Annotated in this window: 12 protein-coding genes and 2 tRNA genes; 6 read left to right on the top strand and 8 right to left on the bottom strand. The window is 30.5% G+C overall.

Annotated elements, in window-relative coordinates:
* The first annotated feature begins 118 nt into the window (after window positions 1–118).
* Window positions 119–904, top strand: a complete 786-nt coding sequence (locus E5R92_RS06215; RefSeq protein WP_168607223.1) for an MlaA family lipoprotein — start codon at window positions 119–121, stop codon at window positions 902–904.
* A gap of 13 nt (window positions 905–917) precedes the next feature.
* On the top strand, window positions 918–1,511 hold the full coding sequence (locus E5R92_RS06210) for an MlaC/ttg2D family ABC transporter substrate-binding protein (RefSeq protein WP_168607222.1): 594 nt from the start codon (window positions 918–920) through the stop codon (window positions 1,509–1,511).
* Window positions 1,512–1,531: 20 nt separating this feature from the next.
* On the opposite strand, the gene E5R92_RS06205 is transcribed toward E5R92_RS06210, so the two are convergent.
* The 5 genes from E5R92_RS06205 to E5R92_RS06185 all read right to left on the bottom strand — a co-directional run bounded on the left by E5R92_RS06205 (window position 1,532) and on the right by E5R92_RS06185 (window position 5,884).
* A tRNA-Ile gene (locus tag E5R92_RS06205) sits at window positions 1,532–1,608 on the bottom strand.
* Window positions 1,609–1,674: 66 nt separating this feature from the next.
* A tRNA-Val gene (locus E5R92_RS06200) sits at window positions 1,675–1,749 on the bottom strand.
* 8 nt (window positions 1,750–1,757) lie between these two features.
* Window positions 1,758–3,581 (bottom strand): RNA polymerase sigma factor RpoD, encoded by a 1,824-nt coding sequence (gene rpoD, locus E5R92_RS06195; RefSeq protein ID WP_168607221.1) that lies wholly within the window; start codon window positions 3,579–3,581, stop codon window positions 1,758–1,760.
* A gap of 66 nt (window positions 3,582–3,647) precedes the next feature.
* Window positions 3,648–5,423 carry a DNA primase gene (gene dnaG, locus E5R92_RS06190; protein ID WP_168607220.1) on the bottom strand — a complete coding sequence of 592 codons (1,776 nt, stop codon included), beginning with the start codon at window positions 5,421–5,423 and terminating at the stop codon, window positions 3,648–3,650.
* On the bottom strand, window positions 5,423–5,884 hold the full coding sequence (locus tag E5R92_RS06185; protein WP_168607219.1) for a GatB/YqeY domain-containing protein: 462 nt from the start codon (window positions 5,882–5,884) through the stop codon (window positions 5,423–5,425). Before E5R92_RS06185 ends, dnaG begins: the two co-directional genes overlap by 1 nt.
* Before the next feature lie 128 nt (window positions 5,885–6,012).
* Between E5R92_RS06185 and carA the strand changes: the two genes are divergently transcribed.
* Complete coding sequence (carA, locus tag E5R92_RS06180; protein ID WP_168607218.1) at window positions 6,013–7,209, top strand: glutamine-hydrolyzing carbamoyl-phosphate synthase small subunit; 1,197 nt, start codon at window positions 6,013–6,015, stop codon at window positions 7,207–7,209.
* A complete protein-coding gene (gene carB, locus E5R92_RS06175; protein ID WP_168607217.1) occupies window positions 7,187–10,411 on the top strand; it encodes a carbamoyl-phosphate synthase large subunit in 3,225 nt (1,074 codons plus the stop codon). Before carA ends, carB begins: the two co-directional genes overlap by 23 nt.
* On the opposite strand, the gene E5R92_RS06170 is transcribed toward carB, so the two are convergent.
* The 3 genes from E5R92_RS06170 to E5R92_RS06160 all read right to left on the bottom strand — a co-directional run bounded on the left by E5R92_RS06170 (window position 10,408) and on the right by E5R92_RS06160 (window position 14,143).
* Complete coding sequence (locus E5R92_RS06170) at window positions 10,408–11,463, bottom strand: D-alanine--D-alanine ligase family protein (protein WP_168607216.1); 1,056 nt, start codon at window positions 11,461–11,463, stop codon at window positions 10,408–10,410. The two genes, carB and E5R92_RS06170, sit on opposite strands and share 4 nt — an antisense overlap.
* Window positions 11,464–11,727: 264 nt before the next feature.
* Window positions 11,728–13,998, bottom strand: coding sequence for an autotransporter outer membrane beta-barrel domain-containing protein (locus E5R92_RS06165; RefSeq protein WP_168607215.1), 2,271 nt, complete (start codon window positions 13,996–13,998; stop codon window positions 11,728–11,730).
* Between the two features lie 4 nt (window positions 13,999–14,002).
* Complete coding sequence (locus E5R92_RS06160) at window positions 14,003–14,143, bottom strand: hypothetical protein (protein WP_168607214.1); 141 nt, start codon at window positions 14,141–14,143, stop codon at window positions 14,003–14,005.
* A 150-nt stretch (window positions 14,144–14,293) separates the two neighbouring features.
* On the opposite strand from E5R92_RS06160, the gene E5R92_RS06155 reads away from it, so the two are divergent.
* Together E5R92_RS06155 and E5R92_RS06150 are read left to right on the top strand one after the other, a co-directional pair.
* Entirely contained in the window at window positions 14,294–16,453 is a 2,160-nt protein-coding gene (locus tag E5R92_RS06155; RefSeq protein ID WP_168607213.1) for an autotransporter outer membrane beta-barrel domain-containing protein, read from the top strand.
* Window positions 16,453–16,797 (top strand): hypothetical protein, encoded by a 345-nt coding sequence (locus E5R92_RS06150; RefSeq protein WP_168607212.1) that lies wholly within the window; start codon window positions 16,453–16,455, stop codon window positions 16,795–16,797. Before E5R92_RS06155 ends, E5R92_RS06150 begins: the two co-directional genes overlap by 1 nt.

The following is a 16,797-nucleotide window of genomic DNA, read 5'->3' as shown; positions in this document are numbered from 1 at the left end:
TTTTAGGACTAAAGTTTGGGGAATAGTTTAATATTGTTTTTAAAGCCATTTTTAGGTCATATTTAAAGCTAATTGATGATTTACATTAGGATTATATATATTATATAATCTTAGAATAATGAAAAAAATTATATTAATTTCCCTAATGAGCTTAATGTTATCAACAAACGTAAGTGCTGATACAGATGGTGAAAATAGCTTGTCAAAAAAAAATTCAGGAGACGTTAAAGATTGTTTTGAAGGTGTAAATAGAGCAACATTTAAATTTAACCAAGTTTTAGACAATATTATTTTTGAACCAGTTGCAAAAGCTTACAGGGTATTACCTTCCCCAATTAGAACAGGCACAGGTAATGCGTTGGATAATTTATCCAATCTAGTGACAATACCAAACAATGTTCTTCAAGGAGAATTTACGAAAGCTGGAGTTAACACAGGTAGGTTTATTGTTAATACAACAGTTGGAGTTATTGGAATATTTGATGTAGCAAAAAAAATTGGTTTTCCAGAATATGAAAAGGAAGATTATGGTCAAACACTTGGTGTTATGGGTGTTGGTACAGGATGCTATATCGTTTTACCTGTTTTGGGACCCTCTACTGTTAGAGATACGGTAGGCTCGTTTGCAAATCTACTTGGTGGAGATGTTTGGTATAATGTTACTGTAGCCAATAATACTCAACATTTTTCTGACTTTGATTATTATGCATCAAGACTAGGCTCTGGAATAGATTTTAGAGCAAAAAATATAGACTCTTTTGAAAACCTGGAAAAAAATTCTATGGATTTTTATGCTTCAGTTAGAAGTTTGTATTTGCAAGATAGACAACAAAAAATAGCTAACTCTAATGCGATAATTGAAACCCAAAACGATAGTGATTGGGAAGAAATAGAAAATCAATAAGCCATAAAACTTAATGAGACTAAAAAAGTTTTTAATATTTACCTTCGTCATAATTAATTTTTTTGATATTAATCAATTACATTCAATTGAGCCAGATGTGTTTGTTCAATCAACAGTGAACAGAGCTTCAGAAGCGTTAAATAACAAATATTCAAAAGAAGAAAAAATAGAAAAGCTAAAACAAATTGCAGGTGAAACAGTTGATATCAAAGGTATTGGTTATTACACTTTGGGAGCTTATAGAAAGAATATAAGTGAAAATGAAATAACTCAATATGAAATGCTTTTTGAACAATACTTTTTAAAAAGTTTTTCTAGTCGACTGGCTGAATACTCAAATCCAGAGATTGAAGTTGTATCTAAAAAAAAATTAAATGAAAATTATACGATGGTATCTAGTATTTTAGTTGGAACAGAACAAAGGCCTGAGGTTAAAATTGATTGGAGAATTTATACAAAAAACTCTGAAAATCCTTTAATCAGAGATTTAATTATTGAAGGCTTAAGTCTAGCAAGAACTCAAAAGGAAGAATTCTCTTCCATCATTCAGAGTAATAATGGGGATATCAACGCTCTTTTTTCTACTTTAAAAAAATTTATTAAATAATCATCTATAAAAATAATTTTTGGTGGGCCCACCAGGACTCGAACCTGGGACCAATACATTATGAGTGTACTGCTCTAACCAACTGAGCTACAGGCCCTAAAAATTAAACTTTAATTATATTATAATGTAACTGATGTCTAGCATAGGTAAAAAATAATGAAAATGGTGGGACTGGTTGGTTACGCTCCAACTACCCCTGCAATGTCAATGCAGTACTCTACTATTGAGCTACAGTCCCTTTGGATTTTAACTTTCTAAAAAGCTTTTTAGCTGTTTGGATCTGCTTGGGTGTTTTAATTTTCTTAAAGCTTTAGCCTCTATCTGTCTAATACGCTCTCTTGTTACAGAAAACTGTAGACCTACTTCTTCAAGGGTATGATCCGTATTCATTCCAACACCAAATCTCATTCTAAGAACTCTTTCTTCTCTAGGTGTTAAAGTTGATAAAATCTTAGTTGTAGCTTCACCTAAATTTGACTTAATAGCTTGTTCTAAAGGTGCTAACGCTTTTGTATCTTCAATAAAATCACCTAAACTACTGTCCTCTTCATCTCCAACTGGTTTTTCAAGAGATACAGGTTCTTTTGATATTTTTAAAACTTTTCTAACTTTGTCTAAAGGCATTCTTAATTTTTGTGCTAGTTCTTCAGGTGTAGCCTCTCTACCAAACTCACTTAAAATTAATCTTTGGGTTCTTACAATTTTATTAATAGTTTCAATCATGTGAACTGGAATTCTAATCGTTCGCGCTTGGTCAGCAATAGATCTAGTGATTGCTTGTCTGATCCACCAAGTAGCATATGTTGAAAACTTATAACCTCTTCTGTATTCAAATTTATCTACAGCTTTCATAAGGCCAATATTTCCTTCTTGAATAAGATCTAAAAATTGAAGTCCTCTATTTGTATATTTTTTCGCTATTGAAATTACCAATCTTAAGTTTGCTTCAACCATTTCTTTTTTCGCAATTCTAGACTCCTTTTCACCCTTTTGAACTCGGCTAACTATTTTTTTATAATCAGTGACTGAAATTCCAAGTTTATGACTAATCTCAATTAATCTCTCTCTTATATTTTTAAATTCATCTTTATTTTTTGAGAAAAACTGTTTCCACATAGGGTTAGTATCCAAGAACTTTTTAAGATTTGGATTAATTTCATTGCCTATATAAAACTTGATAAATTCATTTCTTGGAATTTTTTGATCCATTGCTAGTCTTAAAAGATTTCCTTCTAATGAAACAATTTTTTTATTTTCCACATAGTGCTTTTGGACCAATTCCTCTAGTACAGAGGGTGATAACTGTAATGATTTAATATTTTCTAAAATATCACTTACAATTTTATCATGCCCTTTTTCTTTAGCTGCTGAGAAACTTTCTGCATTTAAAATACAATCAAGTTTTTCTTTTTGATACTTGGTTAATTTTGCATATTCTTTTGTTAAAGTATTAACAGTTTTTAAAACTTTTGGTTTAATTTCAGTTTCCATCGCTGCAAGCGTTGGATTAAATTCATCGTCATCTCCATTATTTTCAACATTTTTATCAGTTTCACCAGAATTTCTTTGTTTAGCACTTGGACCTGTATTTTCGTCTTCCATGTAGTTAGTATCAATATCAATAATTTCTCTAACTAAAATTTCATCGCTTTGAAGTTTTTCATCCCATTCTACAAATTGTTGTGCAGTAATTGGGCTTTGTGCTAGTGCTATAAGCATTACATCTTTCCCAGCTTCTATTCTTTTGGCAATTGCAATTTCACCTTCACGAGACAAGAGTTCTACTCCACCCATCTCTCTTAGATACATTCTTATAGGGTCATCACTTTTTTCAATAGCCTTACCCTCTTCTTTGGATGAATTTTCTTTTTTTCTTAAAACTTTAAAATCAGATTTTTTTTCAACTAGTGCTACATTCTCATCAAGAATGTGCATGAAGGCTTGTTCTAAATTTTCGTCTGAAAGATTTCTTTTACCTAATGATTTATTCAACTCGTCAAAAGTTATAAATCCTCTATGAGTCCCACGACCCATAAGTCTAGCAAATGATTTTGTAATTATTCTTTCCACAATAGTTTATCTGAGATGACTTATATAAGCCCAATTTGAGAAAAATCCACGTATTTTTTGACGGATTTAATTGAAGTTTTTTTGTTTTTTTAGCTCTCTTATTTCATTAAAAGTACTTTCACTTAAATCTTTAGAAAACTTCGACTCGAGCTCTTCAATCCTAAACTCTAAATCGTAGTTTTTAAGGTCCCTAGTGACTTCCTCTAATAATTCAAACATTTTATTCTGATCATTTTGATGATTATTCAAAATATGCTTAATTGAAGCAAATTTAAAAATCTTTTCAGTTAATTGGGGATCGATTGGAATTTGATCTAAGGTAAGTTTTTCTCCACTCTTTAGTTTAGTTATCAAAGTTTCAAGAATTAATTTATTTTCTTCACTGAATAGATTTATATTTTCAATCGTGTGAATATTTTCTTGAAATAAATCTAAATTATTCATAACCAAATAAAGTAATGAGAACTCTTTAAGCTCCACACCACTCAATAATTTACTTTCGTTAAAGTGTTTTTGAGTAGACTGTAATGATTTAACTTTTTTAGTATAAAATTGTTTTTTTCCCACATTGCTATGTGGAGTTAAAGATGAAATTTTCTCCAAGAAAAACTCTAGTACATATTTTTTTATGAAATCATCTTTTATAGTTGCAGCAATAGCTCTTAATTTTTTTTCAAAAATTGCCATTGAAGAAGGATTGTTATCAGTTTGTTGTTTATAATGGTTAAATATAAACTGATGAATTGAAATTTTTGCCTGTTTTGTAAAATCAATAAAATTTGCTTTACCATTTTTATTTGCATAACTATCAGGGTCTTCTCCATCTGGTAAAAAAAGAAACGAGATTTGTTTTTCTGGTTGTAATTCTTTAATTGAATTTTCTGCTGCTCTAAGTGCTGCCTTATACCCACTTTCATCACCATCAAAACAGATAATGATGTCTTCAAAGAATTGGTTAAGCATTAAAATTTGTCGATCCGTTAAAGAAGTTCCAAGATTTGCCACAACATTTTCAATTCCATTTTTACTTAAACCAACTACATCCATATATCCCTCAACTAAATATATATGATCTATTTTATTAGATAATCTTCTAGCTAAATCTAAATTATACAAGTTAGAACCCTTTTTAAAAAAAGGTGTTTCAGGAGAATTAATATATTTTGCTGAATAACTATTTTCTTGGATGGTTCTTCCTCCTAATCCAATAGGTTGGCCTGAAATATTATTAATTGGAAATATTATTCTATCTCGAAATCTTTCAACGTATGTATTCTTTTTTTCATCTAAATAAAAAAGACCACTTTCAACCAAAACTTTTTCACTAAATTCATCTTTTAATTTTTTATAAAAATTTGAGTTTCTTTCAACAAAACCTATTTTAAAATTTTTAACCTCATCTTTACTAAGGTTTCTTTTTTTTAAATAATCTCTTACAATAGTTAAGCTTTCATTTTTTAAAATTTCATCATGATAAAATTGAACATATTGATTGTAGATTGTGCAATATTCTTGCCAATTTTTTTCACGTTCTTCATCTTGCTTTGAAAATGTGTAAGGTCTCATACCTGCAAGATTTGCTAATGATTTTACCGCTTCTCCAAATTTCAAATTTTGAGTTTTCATTACAAAATCAAAAATATTTCCATGTTCCGATGTTGCAAAACAATGATAAAATTCCTTCTCATCATTAACTGTAAATGAAGGTGTTTTTTCAGTTTTAAAGGGTGATAAACCTACAAATTCTTTACCTCTTTTTTTTAGACTGACAGACTTTGATACAACTGTCGAAACCTTTAAACGAGTTTTAATTTCGTCCAAATACTCTTTTGGGTATTTCATTATTTATTTAATAGTTCTTTTAGCAAAGGTCCAGCTTTAGCAAAATCTAGATTGTCAGGGTATGACTTTTTTAATTCACCCATTACTTTACCCATGTCTTTAATTGATGCGGCACCCAATTTATTTATTGTATCTACACATATTTTTTTAGTTTCTTCATTACTTAACTGCTGTGGTAAAAAACTAGATAAAAGATCAAATTCATTTTGCTCAACTTCTAACAAATCCATTCTTTCATTCTTTTTATAGATCTCTATTGATTCGGTTCTTTGCTTAATCATTTTCTTTAAAAGTTTTTTTATATCATCATCGTCTGTTTCTTTTATGTTGGCTCCAGATCGATTGACAATATCAAGATCTTTTATTCCAGATAAAATTAACCTGTAGGTTGAGATTTCAACCTTATTTTTTGATTTTAGAGAATTTTTATAGTTAGTTTCTATTTTTTCTTTCAATGTCATAATATTTTTTAATCTACTGCAAAGTGAAAATTCTTCAAAAGAAAAATTGTTTTTTTATAATTTTTTAATACATCTCTGTTGCGATAATTAGGGTTTTATTGTATTAACCTTTAACTCATGAGTTGTAATTGATCAAAAAAGCAAAAAAGATTAGCTCTAACAAAATCTCACAGATTCACACAGGCGTTTTAGTTCTTGAAAATAAAACTATCTTTAAAGGAGTTGGTATTGGCTATCAAGGAACAACGACAGGTGAAGTCTGTTTCAATACTTCTCTAACTGGTTATCAAGAAATTATTTCAGACCCCTCTTACGCTGGGCAAATTATCAATTTTACCTTTCCTCACGTTGGTAACGTTGGAACTAACGAGCAAGATTTAGAATCTGATAAAGTTTGGACCAAAGGTGTAATTTTTAACTCTGAGATAACAAGCCCCTCTAATTATAGATCTTTAGTTAATTTAGACCTGTGGTTAAAAAAAAATAAAATTGTTGGGATCACTGGTTTGGATACTAGAGGTTTAACTAATTACATTAGAGATAAAGGAGCCCCTAAAGGTACCATTTCTTTTACTAATAAAGGTAATTTCAATATTAGTAAATTAGCAAATGTTACGACAAAATGGAGTGGATTAAATAATTTAGACTTAGCAGAACAAGTAACTACTAAAAAAAATTATATTTGGTCAGGTTTTAAAACTTGGAAAAAAGAAACTGGTTACTTAAAAAATAAAAAAAACTCATTACACGTTGTTGCAATCGACTATGGTATTAAGAAAAACATCCTAAGGTATTTCTCAGATCTTAATTGTAAAGTAACAGTGGTTTCGTGCAAAACGAGTGCTAAAGACATCCTTAAATTAAAGCCAAATGGGATCTTTTTATCTAATGGCCCAGGAGATCCTGCGGCAACTGGTAAATATGCAATTGAAATTATTAAAGAATTAATCAAAAATAATTTACCTATTTTTGGTATTTGTCTTGGTCATCAAATTCTAGCTTTAGCACTTGGTGCAAAAACTAAAAAAATGAAACTAGGTCATAGAGGTGCTAACCATCCAGTTAAAAACTTAATTAAAGATAATGTAGAAATCACCAGTCAAAACCATGGCTTTGAAATTGTAAGGGCGACATTACCAAAGAATATACAAGTCACTCACAAATCTTTATTTGATAATTGTATCGAAGGAATTAGATTAAAAAATAAACCTGTTTTTTCTGTTCAATATCACCCTGAATCAAATCCTGGACCACAAGATAGTGTTTATTTATTTGAAGAATTTATTAACAACATAAAAAAAAATGCCAAAAAGAAAAAATCTTAAAACTGTATTAGTCGTTGGTGCTGGACCAATAATCATTGGTCAAGCCTGTGAGTTTGACTACTCAGGGACACAAGCCTGTAAAGCTCTTAAAGATGAAGGTTATAAAGTTATTTTAATTAACTCTAACCCAGCAACGATCATGACGGACCCTGGTGTTGCAGATAAAACTTATATTGAGCCAATAACGTTAGAGGTATTAGAAAAAATTCTAAAAAAAGAGAAACCAGATGCAATTTTACCAACAATGGGTGGCCAAACTGCTTTGAATTTAGCAATGGAGGCAGAGAAAAAAGGAATTCTTAAAAAATATAAAATTGAGTTAATTGGTGCAAATTCTAAGGCAATCTCTAATGCGGAGGACAGAAAAAAATTCAGAAAAAACATGTTGGATATTGGTTTGGACTTACCAAAATCTAAAGTGGTAAATCATGTTAGAGATGCTGCAAAAGCTTTAAAACAAATTGGGTTGCCTGCAATCATTAGACCTGCTTTTACTTTAGGTGGTTTGGGTGGAGGAATTGCGAAAACTGAAAAAGAATATCTTAAAATAGTTAAAGATGGTTTACACGAATCCCCTGTTAGCCAAATTTTAATTGAAGAATGCCTTGAGGGTTGGAAAGAGTTCGAAATGGAAGTTGTCAGAGACAAAAAAGACAACTGTATTATTATTTGCTCTATTGAAAACATAGACCCAATGGGAATTCACACAGGAGACTCAATTACCGTTGCACCTGCTCTAACACTTACCGATAAAGAATACCAAGTTATGAGAAATGCCTCAATTGCTTGTCTTAGAAAAATTGGAGTAGAAACAGGTGGATCAAATGTACAATTTGCAATCAATCCTAAAGATGGCAGAATGGTTATCATTGAAATGAACCCAAGAGTGTCACGTTCATCTGCCCTTGCCTCTAAAGCAACAGGGTTTCCAATTGCAAAAGTTGCTGCAAAACTTGCTGTTGGCTACACGCTTGATGAATTAAAAAATGAAATTACAAAAACAACACCTGCTTCTTTTGAACCAAGTATTGACTATGTGGTAACCAAAATACCAAGGTTTACTTTTGAAAAATTTTCTACTTCTGAAGCAGTTCTTGGAACTTCAATGAAATCAGTGGGTGAAGCAATGGCGATTGGGAGAAACTTTAAAGAATCTCTTCAAAAAGCATTGGTTTCTCTTGAAATTGGCTTTTCAGGCTTAGATCGAATTTTTTCACTTAACAAAAAAGAAATAGAAAAAGAACTTAAAAAAAATATTCCAAACAGAATATTGTTAGCTGCTGAAGCCTTTAGAAAAAAAATAAACATTAAAAGAGTTCACCAACTTTGTAAGATAGACCCTTGGTTTTTAGAGCAAATAAAAGAAATTGTTGATGAAGAAAATAAAATACAAAAAAGAGGCCTTCCTAAAAATTATAATGAGTTTAACAGAATTAAATCAATAGGTTTTTCTGATAAAAAATTATCTGAAATTACTAAAATTTCTGAAGAACTTGTTAGAAAAAAAAGAACTGCTTTAAAAGTATTACCAGTTTACAAAAAAGTAGATACCTGTGCTGCTGAATTTAAATCGTTCACCCCTTACATGTATTCAACATACCAAAGAAATTATGCGCTAAATACAGAGTGTGAAGCAGAACCTTCTTCAAGAAAAAAAATTATAATCTTGGGTGGTGGACCAAACCGTATAGGCCAAGGTATTGAGTTTGATTATTGTTGCTGCCAAGCAAGTTATGCTCTTAAAGATAGCGGTTTTGAAACCATAATGATTAACTGTAATCCTGAGACGGTTTCAACAGACTACGACACAAGTGATAGACTTTATTTTGAACCTCTTAAAGAAGAGTATGTTTATAATATTATTAAAAAAGAACAGCAAAAAGGAACTCTTGTAGGGATCATCGCTCAGTTTGGTGGACAAACTCCTATAAGACTTGCAAAATTTCTGCATGACAACAAACTTCCCATTTTAGGGACACAGTACACCTCAATAGATCTTGCTGAAGATAGAGATAGATTTAGAAAATTACTTGATAGATTAAAATTAAAACAAGCAGAAAGTGGTATTGCTAAAACTTACAAGCAAGCCATTCAAATTGCTGAAAAAATTGGTCTGCCTTTAATGGTTAGACCTTCTTATGTATTAGGTGGAAGAGCAATGGAAATTGTTCATGAAAAAAGCCAATTAAAAAACTTTGTAGAAGAAGCATTTAAAGCTGCAGAAGATAATCCCATATTAATAGATAAGTTTATCAGTCACGCTATGGAAGTTGATGTTGATGCAATATCTGATGGTAAGCAAGTATTTGTTGCAGGTATCATGCAGCATATTGAAGAAGCAGGTATTCACTCAGGAGATTCTGCGTGTAGTTTGCCTCCCATATCAATTAAACCAAAGCTGATAACTGAAATAGAAGTTCAAACAAAAAAATTAGCTTTAGCATTAAATGTTAAAGGTTTTATGAACATTCAATTTGCCATTAAAAATGATGAAATTTATGTAATCGAAGTAAATCCAAGAGCAAGCAGAACGGTTCCTTTTGTATCTAAAGCAAAAGGTCTTCCTCTTGCTAAAATTGCATCACGTGTAATGGCTGGTGAAAAATTATCTAAATTTAACTTAAAAGGTAAAAACAAAAACCTGTTTGCAGTTAAAGAAGCTGTATTTCCTTTCAATAAATTCCCAAATAGTGATTTATTGTTAGGACCTGAGATGAAATCAACAGGTGAAGTTATGGGGTTTGATAAGGATTTTGGTATGGCTTACGCAAAAAGCCAAATTGCTGCATCGAATTCATTACCAACAAAAGGTCTAGCATTTATTTCTCTTAAAGATGGTCATAAAGATGAAGGTGTAGATCTTGCAAAACAATTAATAAAATTAAATTTCACTTTATGTGCAACAGGTGGAACAGCTGAATATATTCGTGAAAATGGAATAAAATGTAAAACAATAAACAAGGTAAGTGGAGGATCTCCTCATATCGTTGATGTATTAAATTCTAAAAAAATTGCTTTAGTTATTAATACGGGTGGTGGAAATAGTGAACATCGTCTTCAGGATGCAATGGCTTTAAGAAGAGCTACACTAGGTAATAAAGTTCCTTATTGTACAAACATGTCTACTGCTCAAGCTTGCCTGATGGGGATTAGATCTTTAAAAACAAAAGAGATTACAGTAACTGCGCTTCAAGATATTTAATGTGAAGACAAACCAGTATTTGCAATACTGAAAATCATATCTTCGTAACTCATATCAAGATTTAGTACACATGATCTATAAAAATATCCTTTTCGAAGACCCGGCATTAAGTTTGCTTCTATAAAATGAGGAACACCTAAGTGATCCATTTTAATATCTATTCTACCTAAAGATTTTCCACCCAAGGCTTTGAACGAATCTTTTGCTAGTTTTGAAAGTTTGTCAAAAACTACAATATCTGAAACAAGAATTACACTCTCTTCATCATTTTTTTTAACATTAAAATCAAGGATACAATGACCGTCTACATTTTCTTTTACAATAATTTCAATTGGCATAGCTCTTAAAGTTCCATCAATGCTATCTTCAAAAATACCAACGCTATATTCTTTTCCTGCTAAATATGTTTCAACTAAAGAAGGAGAGTTTTGTTTTGTCTTAATATCTAATACTTTTGAGGTAAAATCTTTAAAATTAAATACAATTGAATTTTTGTCTACCCCTCTACTGTCTCCACCTGTTACTGGCTTTATAAAAAGTGGAAATTTTATTGGTATTGAACTTTTAGTTAAATATTCACCTGGGTTCGTTATAAAAAAATCTGCAGTTCTAATATTATTTTTTTGCATAATCTTCTTTGCTCTATTTTTATCACTTTCATTATCAAGAGCTGCTTTACTTGAGGCGATATATGGAATTTCAAACATTTCTAAATAATCATTTAGCCATATTTTCCTATTATTAAAAAAGAAGTATTTAACACCAGAGAATACTAAATCAGGCTTTCTTTTAACTAGGGCTTCAAGGTCTTCTTCTGAATTAATTTCAGTAATTAAAACATTTTTATATCGTTTAGATAAAATCCTTAGAACATTTTTTTCTTCTAGAATAATTCCAACGTTATCTTGATGCGAATTTTTTGGACCAAAATTAGGAACTACGACTATTTCTATCGATTTATTAATTTTTATTGGAATAATATTATTTTTTTTTAAAGGTAAAATATTACCTATTTCTGAAATTTCTTGTTTAGCTATATCTTTTATAATCATAATAAATCCAATACATAACCCACGCAAAAAGCATGAATGATGCACTCTTCTAATAAAGTTGTTTTCTAAAAAATTATTGCCTAAGTAATGAAGTGTAAAATTATCTGGCAATATCTAAAAAAACTAAGTGTACGCCTTATCGGTGGTGATAGATACAAGTCTCTTTAAATTTAATACTACTTTAACTTTTCGATCTGTTGGAAAAGGGACGTGATTAGCTTGTAAACAACGTCTTTATTTGACGATCTCCTTCTTTTATGATTATTAAAAGATTTTCTTTAAATTAATTGTTGCTTCATCAAAAGTATTTGGTTTCAATGCATCTTGATTGTTTAATTTAAAATCAATTTCAAAATCATTAATATTTTTACTTATCTTAAACTCAGATCCTAAATTTTCTGAGCCTACTAATTTAAAAGCATAATTAGTTTTTTTATTTGGTAAATATCCTATAGCTAAATGTATTTTATCAGTATGACTTGTGCCTAAAGCTTGATTTCTCTCATAGATTAAAAAGATACTAAAACTATCAGGTAAAATTATATCTATTCCTAATTCACCGTTTAAATTATGTAAAGCACCTGAGTTTAATTTGGTATCAAATTCACCACTTGAAGCATCAGAGACGTAAGAATATTTTATATTAGAAGAGCGATGTAAATTTGCTTTGTATTCTAATTTTCCATGCTTTCGAATTTTATATTTATTATTTTCTAATTCATCAACTGCAGCAATTGAAAGCCTGGCATTTCTTGATTGAATACCTTGCTTTTTAAATTTCATAGCAGTATTACCACTTTCTTGATAATCATTTAACAAGGTGTAACCAAGATCTATTTGTACAGATGGAACTAGAATTAAATTATTTTTCTTAATCTCATCTTTTAATTTAATTGTTCCATATATTTGTCTACCTTTTCTATCAGCGGTTACACGTTTACCATCAAGCACTGATAAAATATCCGAGTTAAGAACACCTACTCCAAAAACAGTGTCTATAAATTTTGTATCATCTTCAATTGGGGATGAGGAATAATGGGTTAAATTATAAGTATTCGTATCTAAATTGCTTCCAGCTGAGCCAACATCAATATCATTTTTACCAAATCTAAAAGCAAGTCCACTAATGCCATTATTTTTGGTAAATTTATCCACTCCAACTGTAATTGCATCAGTTTTAATCCTTTTAAATGAAGAAACATTTGTGTCTCCTACTCTTCCAACTACAATACTTCCTTCGCTCCAATAAAATACGTCTTGTTGTTTTTCCTCTTTTTTCTTTGTAGTAGCTGAGGTTTTTACAACTTTAGTAAGAGAGGCAAGCATTTGATTGGTAAAATTAAGATTTAAATTAAGATTAGTTAAGTTTTGATTATCTTTGTTTCTTCTAATCCACTTTAATCTATTTAAAGCAGTGTCCGTTGAGTGTTCAATAGTTCTTGTTGCTACTTCTATTTGTGCAATAGCTATTCCAGTTCTATCACCTGTTGTGATACTAGGACATTTTCCTTCAATAATATTGAAAGGACAAACTAAATCAAATTCGTTTACGACATCTCCAAGGGTTGCATCAATAGTTCTGTCTCCACCTATGTACATTTTTAAACCATTTCTACTAAATGCAATACCTCTAGGTTGATCTAGATTTTCTGTACCTCCCTCATTTGCTATATTTAGTGTTCCATCAATTGTAAATGAAGATGTCGAAAACGCTACATCTAAAGAAATCTGTACAATTTTTGAACTGGCATTAAGGTGATCAACACACCACAATCGTTTTCCATTTGAACTAAGTCTTATTCCCATGGGATTAGAACATTCATCTTCTAATTCTATCCCTCCAGTTGTAACGAGTGACATTGTGTCTAAATCGAAAGGTGTTGAGAGTTCATACTCTAATAATCTGGTATTTATAACATCACTACCAGAATTTCCATGACCCATCTGAATTATAAATATTTTAGTTCCATCATCACCAATCTCTACTCCTTGAGGTCGATTTTTATTGATAGCTCCAACCATATCTCCTGCATTACTTCCATTTTGCATATCATTTTCACCAAGAGTTTTATTTTGTTGAGCAAACTGACATGATCCAACATCATATGGTGAAGTTAAATTATATTTAAATATTCCATTTGCATCTTGTCCATTTTGGCTTGATACAAAAAAGAAACTTTTACCATCACTACTAAATTCTAAATCATATTGTCCTTGTTTAGGTTCAGGTCCATCATCACCAACTTCTGTTATTATACATCTTTCGCTATCCCCAGCATAAACTCTTGAAGAAACATCAAATGGTCTAGATAAATTATATGAATTAATAAGAGTATCAAATTTATTATCATCAAGAATATCCTGTCTGTACAGTATAAACATTTTCGTTCCTTCAACATTAAATTCAATACCTTGGATATGATCTCCATCCTCAGCCACTGATGCTTTTTGTACATAAGTGTGCATAGCTCCAAATGAATTAGAGATGGGAAATATAAATAATAAAATTAAAATAAAGTTTTTTATAAATTTCATAAGATTAAAATATTGCTGACAATTTAATACTCAGGTCTTTAAATTGTTTATTTACCAGCTCAACTATTCCAGCTTGTGCTTGCATCAAAATAAAAAATGATGACACAAGTGAACCGACAGCTAATTTTCTTAAAAAAAATACCATAATGAAAAATACTATATAAAATTTAATTTAACGGTTTTTCAGTTGTTGTAAGTGCTCAAAACGGGCAGAAATTCTGATATTGAGTGCGTTTTATCGAGGATAAAATAATCTTCATCAATAATTCAAATATATAAATTTTAATAAATCAAGATGCTTAATTTAATAAAAAAAAGTAAAAAATTAATTATAAAAAGTGCTCTTAAACTAAAAGTATTTTTAGTTTTATTTAGTTTATTTTTTTCATCACTAGCTTTAGCTGAACCTACATTTATTGCTAATCTTGATATCAGAAGCAAAGAAAGTTCACCTACTGGGATAACATTTAAGCCTGATGGTACCAAAATGTTTATTACAGGAATAAATATGGATAAGATACTACAATATAATCTAACTACAGCTTTTGATATTACTTCAGCGGCTTTAGAAAAGTCAGTGGATATCAGTGGTGCAGAGACTAAAGCACAAGATGTAAAATTTAATTCTGATGGAACTGTAATTTTTCTTTTAGGAAAAACTGGTGCTGGGATTGATAGATGGTCTTTAAGTACACCATATGATATTAGTACAATCATAGACATTTTAAATCCTACAGAAACTTCTATTGGTGGTGATCCAAGAGGATTTGCTTTTAATAATGATGGAACAAAAATGTTTGTTTTGGATGGTAGTGCAGAAAAGCGAGTAGAAGAATATAATCTTTCAACACCATATAATCCTGATACTAAAACTTTAACTAACACACTTGCTAATGCAACAAGTAGTAATTTTCATCAGGGACTAAGTTTCAATGCTGATGGATCAAAAATGTTTGTAGTAAAAGGAAGAGATAGTTCGGATAACGATGATAATAAAATTGATGAATATGCTTTATCTACAGCTTTCGATATATCAAGCTCAAGCGCAACATTAACTGGTACATTCTCACCAACTATTTCCAGTGCTGCAGACATATCTGGTCTAGCTTTCAATAATGCTGGAACAAAAATGTATCACTTAGATTTTATTGGTGATAAAGTTTATGAGTATAGCTTAAGCTGTCCTTTTAAAGTCACTAGTTCATCAACGTGTGACGCTCCACAAAAAAATAAAGATGTAAGGGGTGTAGTTGATGCACAAATTAATACTGCCAAAAATTTTGCTAAAGACTCAAGTCAGTCTGCTTTAAAAAGACTATCTATTTTAAGAGCGAATAAATACTACAACGCAAGTGCACAAAATATAGAGTTAAACTTTCAAAATGAATTATTAAAGAAAGTATCCAATAATGTTTTAAGTTCCGCACAAGCTAAACTAAACCCACTTCAAAAATTAGATCAAATTTTACCTAATGATTGGGAGGTATGGTCTGAAGGTAGTATTAGTTTTGGAAAAATTGGTGAGAGCTCCTTAAGTTCTGCTCAAGATATTGATAGCCTTGGTATAACTGTGGGTGTTGATACAAAAATGGATGATGATAAAATATTAGGAGTTGCTTTAAGAGTGGGTAGCACTGATGTTGATGTTGGAACCTTTGGTTCTAAAGTTGATACAAATGCATTAAGTTTATCTCTTTATGGAATTAACAGTTTAGAAAACAGTAATTTTTTAAAACACGTTTTTGGAGTTAGTTATTTAGATAGTGATATTGTAAGAAAATATGAAGGAAATACCGACATAAATACGGGTGACCGTGAAGGTAAGCAGGTTTTTGGTTCACTTAATTTTGGAAGAGAGTATGAAAATAGTGATTTAATTATTACCCCAACAGGTCGTATCGATGGAAGTTATACAGCACTTAATGGTTATACAGAAAGTGGCAGCGCTGCAGCACTTGGTTATAATGATCAAGACATTAAATCTTTAATGGCTTCTTTAGGAGTATTAATAGACCAAGATGTTGATCTAGAAAATTCAATTGTAAGATCTAGAATTAATCTTGAATACGGTAAAGAATTTGCCTCAAGCTCTAAGGTGGTAACAAGCTACGTATCAAACAGTGAAAGTTTTGAATATCAAGCTGATAACAAAAATAGAGATATATACACAGCAGGTCTAGGGTTTGATTTTAAGCATGACCAAGGGTTAACAATTAGTACTGATTACGAAAGACAGCAAATCAAGGGTCATGGTTATATAAATAAATTTACATTATCAGCAGGCTTTTTATATAGGAAAGAAACAGAGTTTGCACTTGGTCTTGATGAAGATATGACTTCAAACTTTAAAATTTCTAAAGCACTAGGTGTGTTTGATTTAGAGTTTGATTTAGAAAATAATTTTTCAAATCAAGAAAACCATAATGCCAACTTATCTCTATTAAGTAAATTTTAATGAGTAAAATAAAAATAGTTTTCTACTTAGCTTTAGCCTTTATTTTTTATAAAGGCTTTGTTGCATTTCAAAATTTTGAAATTGGTGTTGATGATAGAGTAGCAGATATAGAAGAGAAAGCAGATTTTGAAAAAGAAGGAGAAGTAATTGGTCTCATGATGTATTTAGGTGACCCACCAGAATTATATGAGCATTTATTAACTAAGAATAAATCTAGGTGTTTGGAAATGAAACAAACAGCAGAAGAGAGCTCATCTGCATACTATGAATGTGCAAGAGTGAATGCCGTCCTTAAGGGTAGAAAAATTGTTAGCATCATTAACGAAATTGAAGTTATAGAATAA

It is taken from the genome of Candidatus Pelagibacter giovannonii, from assembly GCF_012276695.1.
In the GTDB taxonomy this organism is placed as follows: Bacteria; Pseudomonadota; Alphaproteobacteria; order Pelagibacterales; family Pelagibacteraceae; genus Pelagibacter; species Pelagibacter giovannonii.
The sequence above is the reverse complement of the archived record's forward strand: the minus strand, read 5'-3'. Positions and strand labels throughout refer to the sequence as shown.

Bases quoted from the DNA above. Each gene is read 5' to 3' on its own strand.
- E5R92_RS06215 (WP_168607223.1), top strand. From the start codon at position 119: ATGAAAAAAATTATATTAATTTCCCTAATGAGCTTAATGTTATCAACA.
- E5R92_RS06165 (WP_168607215.1), bottom strand. From the start codon at position 13,998: ATGAAATTTATAAAAAACTTTATTTTAATTTTATTATTTATATTTCCC.
- E5R92_RS06150 (WP_168607212.1), top strand. From the start codon at position 16,453: ATGAGTAAAATAAAAATAGTTTTCTACTTAGCTTTAGCCTTTATTTTT.
- dnaG (WP_168607220.1), bottom strand. From the start codon at position 5,423: ATGAAATACCCAAAAGAGTATTTGGACGAAATTAAAACTCGTTTAAAG.
- E5R92_RS06185 (WP_168607219.1), bottom strand. From the start codon at position 5,884: ATGACATTGAAAGAAAAAATAGAAACTAACTATAAAAATTCTCTAAAA.
- E5R92_RS06210 (WP_168607222.1), top strand. From the start codon at position 918: ATGAGACTAAAAAAGTTTTTAATATTTACCTTCGTCATAATTAATTTT.
- E5R92_RS06170 (WP_168607216.1), bottom strand. From the start codon at position 11,463: ATGATTATAAAAGATATAGCTAAACAAGAAATTTCAGAAATAGGTAAT.
- E5R92_RS06155 (WP_168607213.1), top strand. From the start codon at position 14,294: ATGCTTAATTTAATAAAAAAAAGTAAAAAATTAATTATAAAAAGTGCT.
- E5R92_RS06160 (WP_168607214.1), bottom strand. From the start codon at position 14,143: ATGGTATTTTTTTTAAGAAAATTAGCTGTCGGTTCACTTGTGTCATCA.
- carB (WP_168607217.1), top strand. From the start codon at position 7,187: ATGCCAAAAAGAAAAAATCTTAAAACTGTATTAGTCGTTGGTGCTGGA.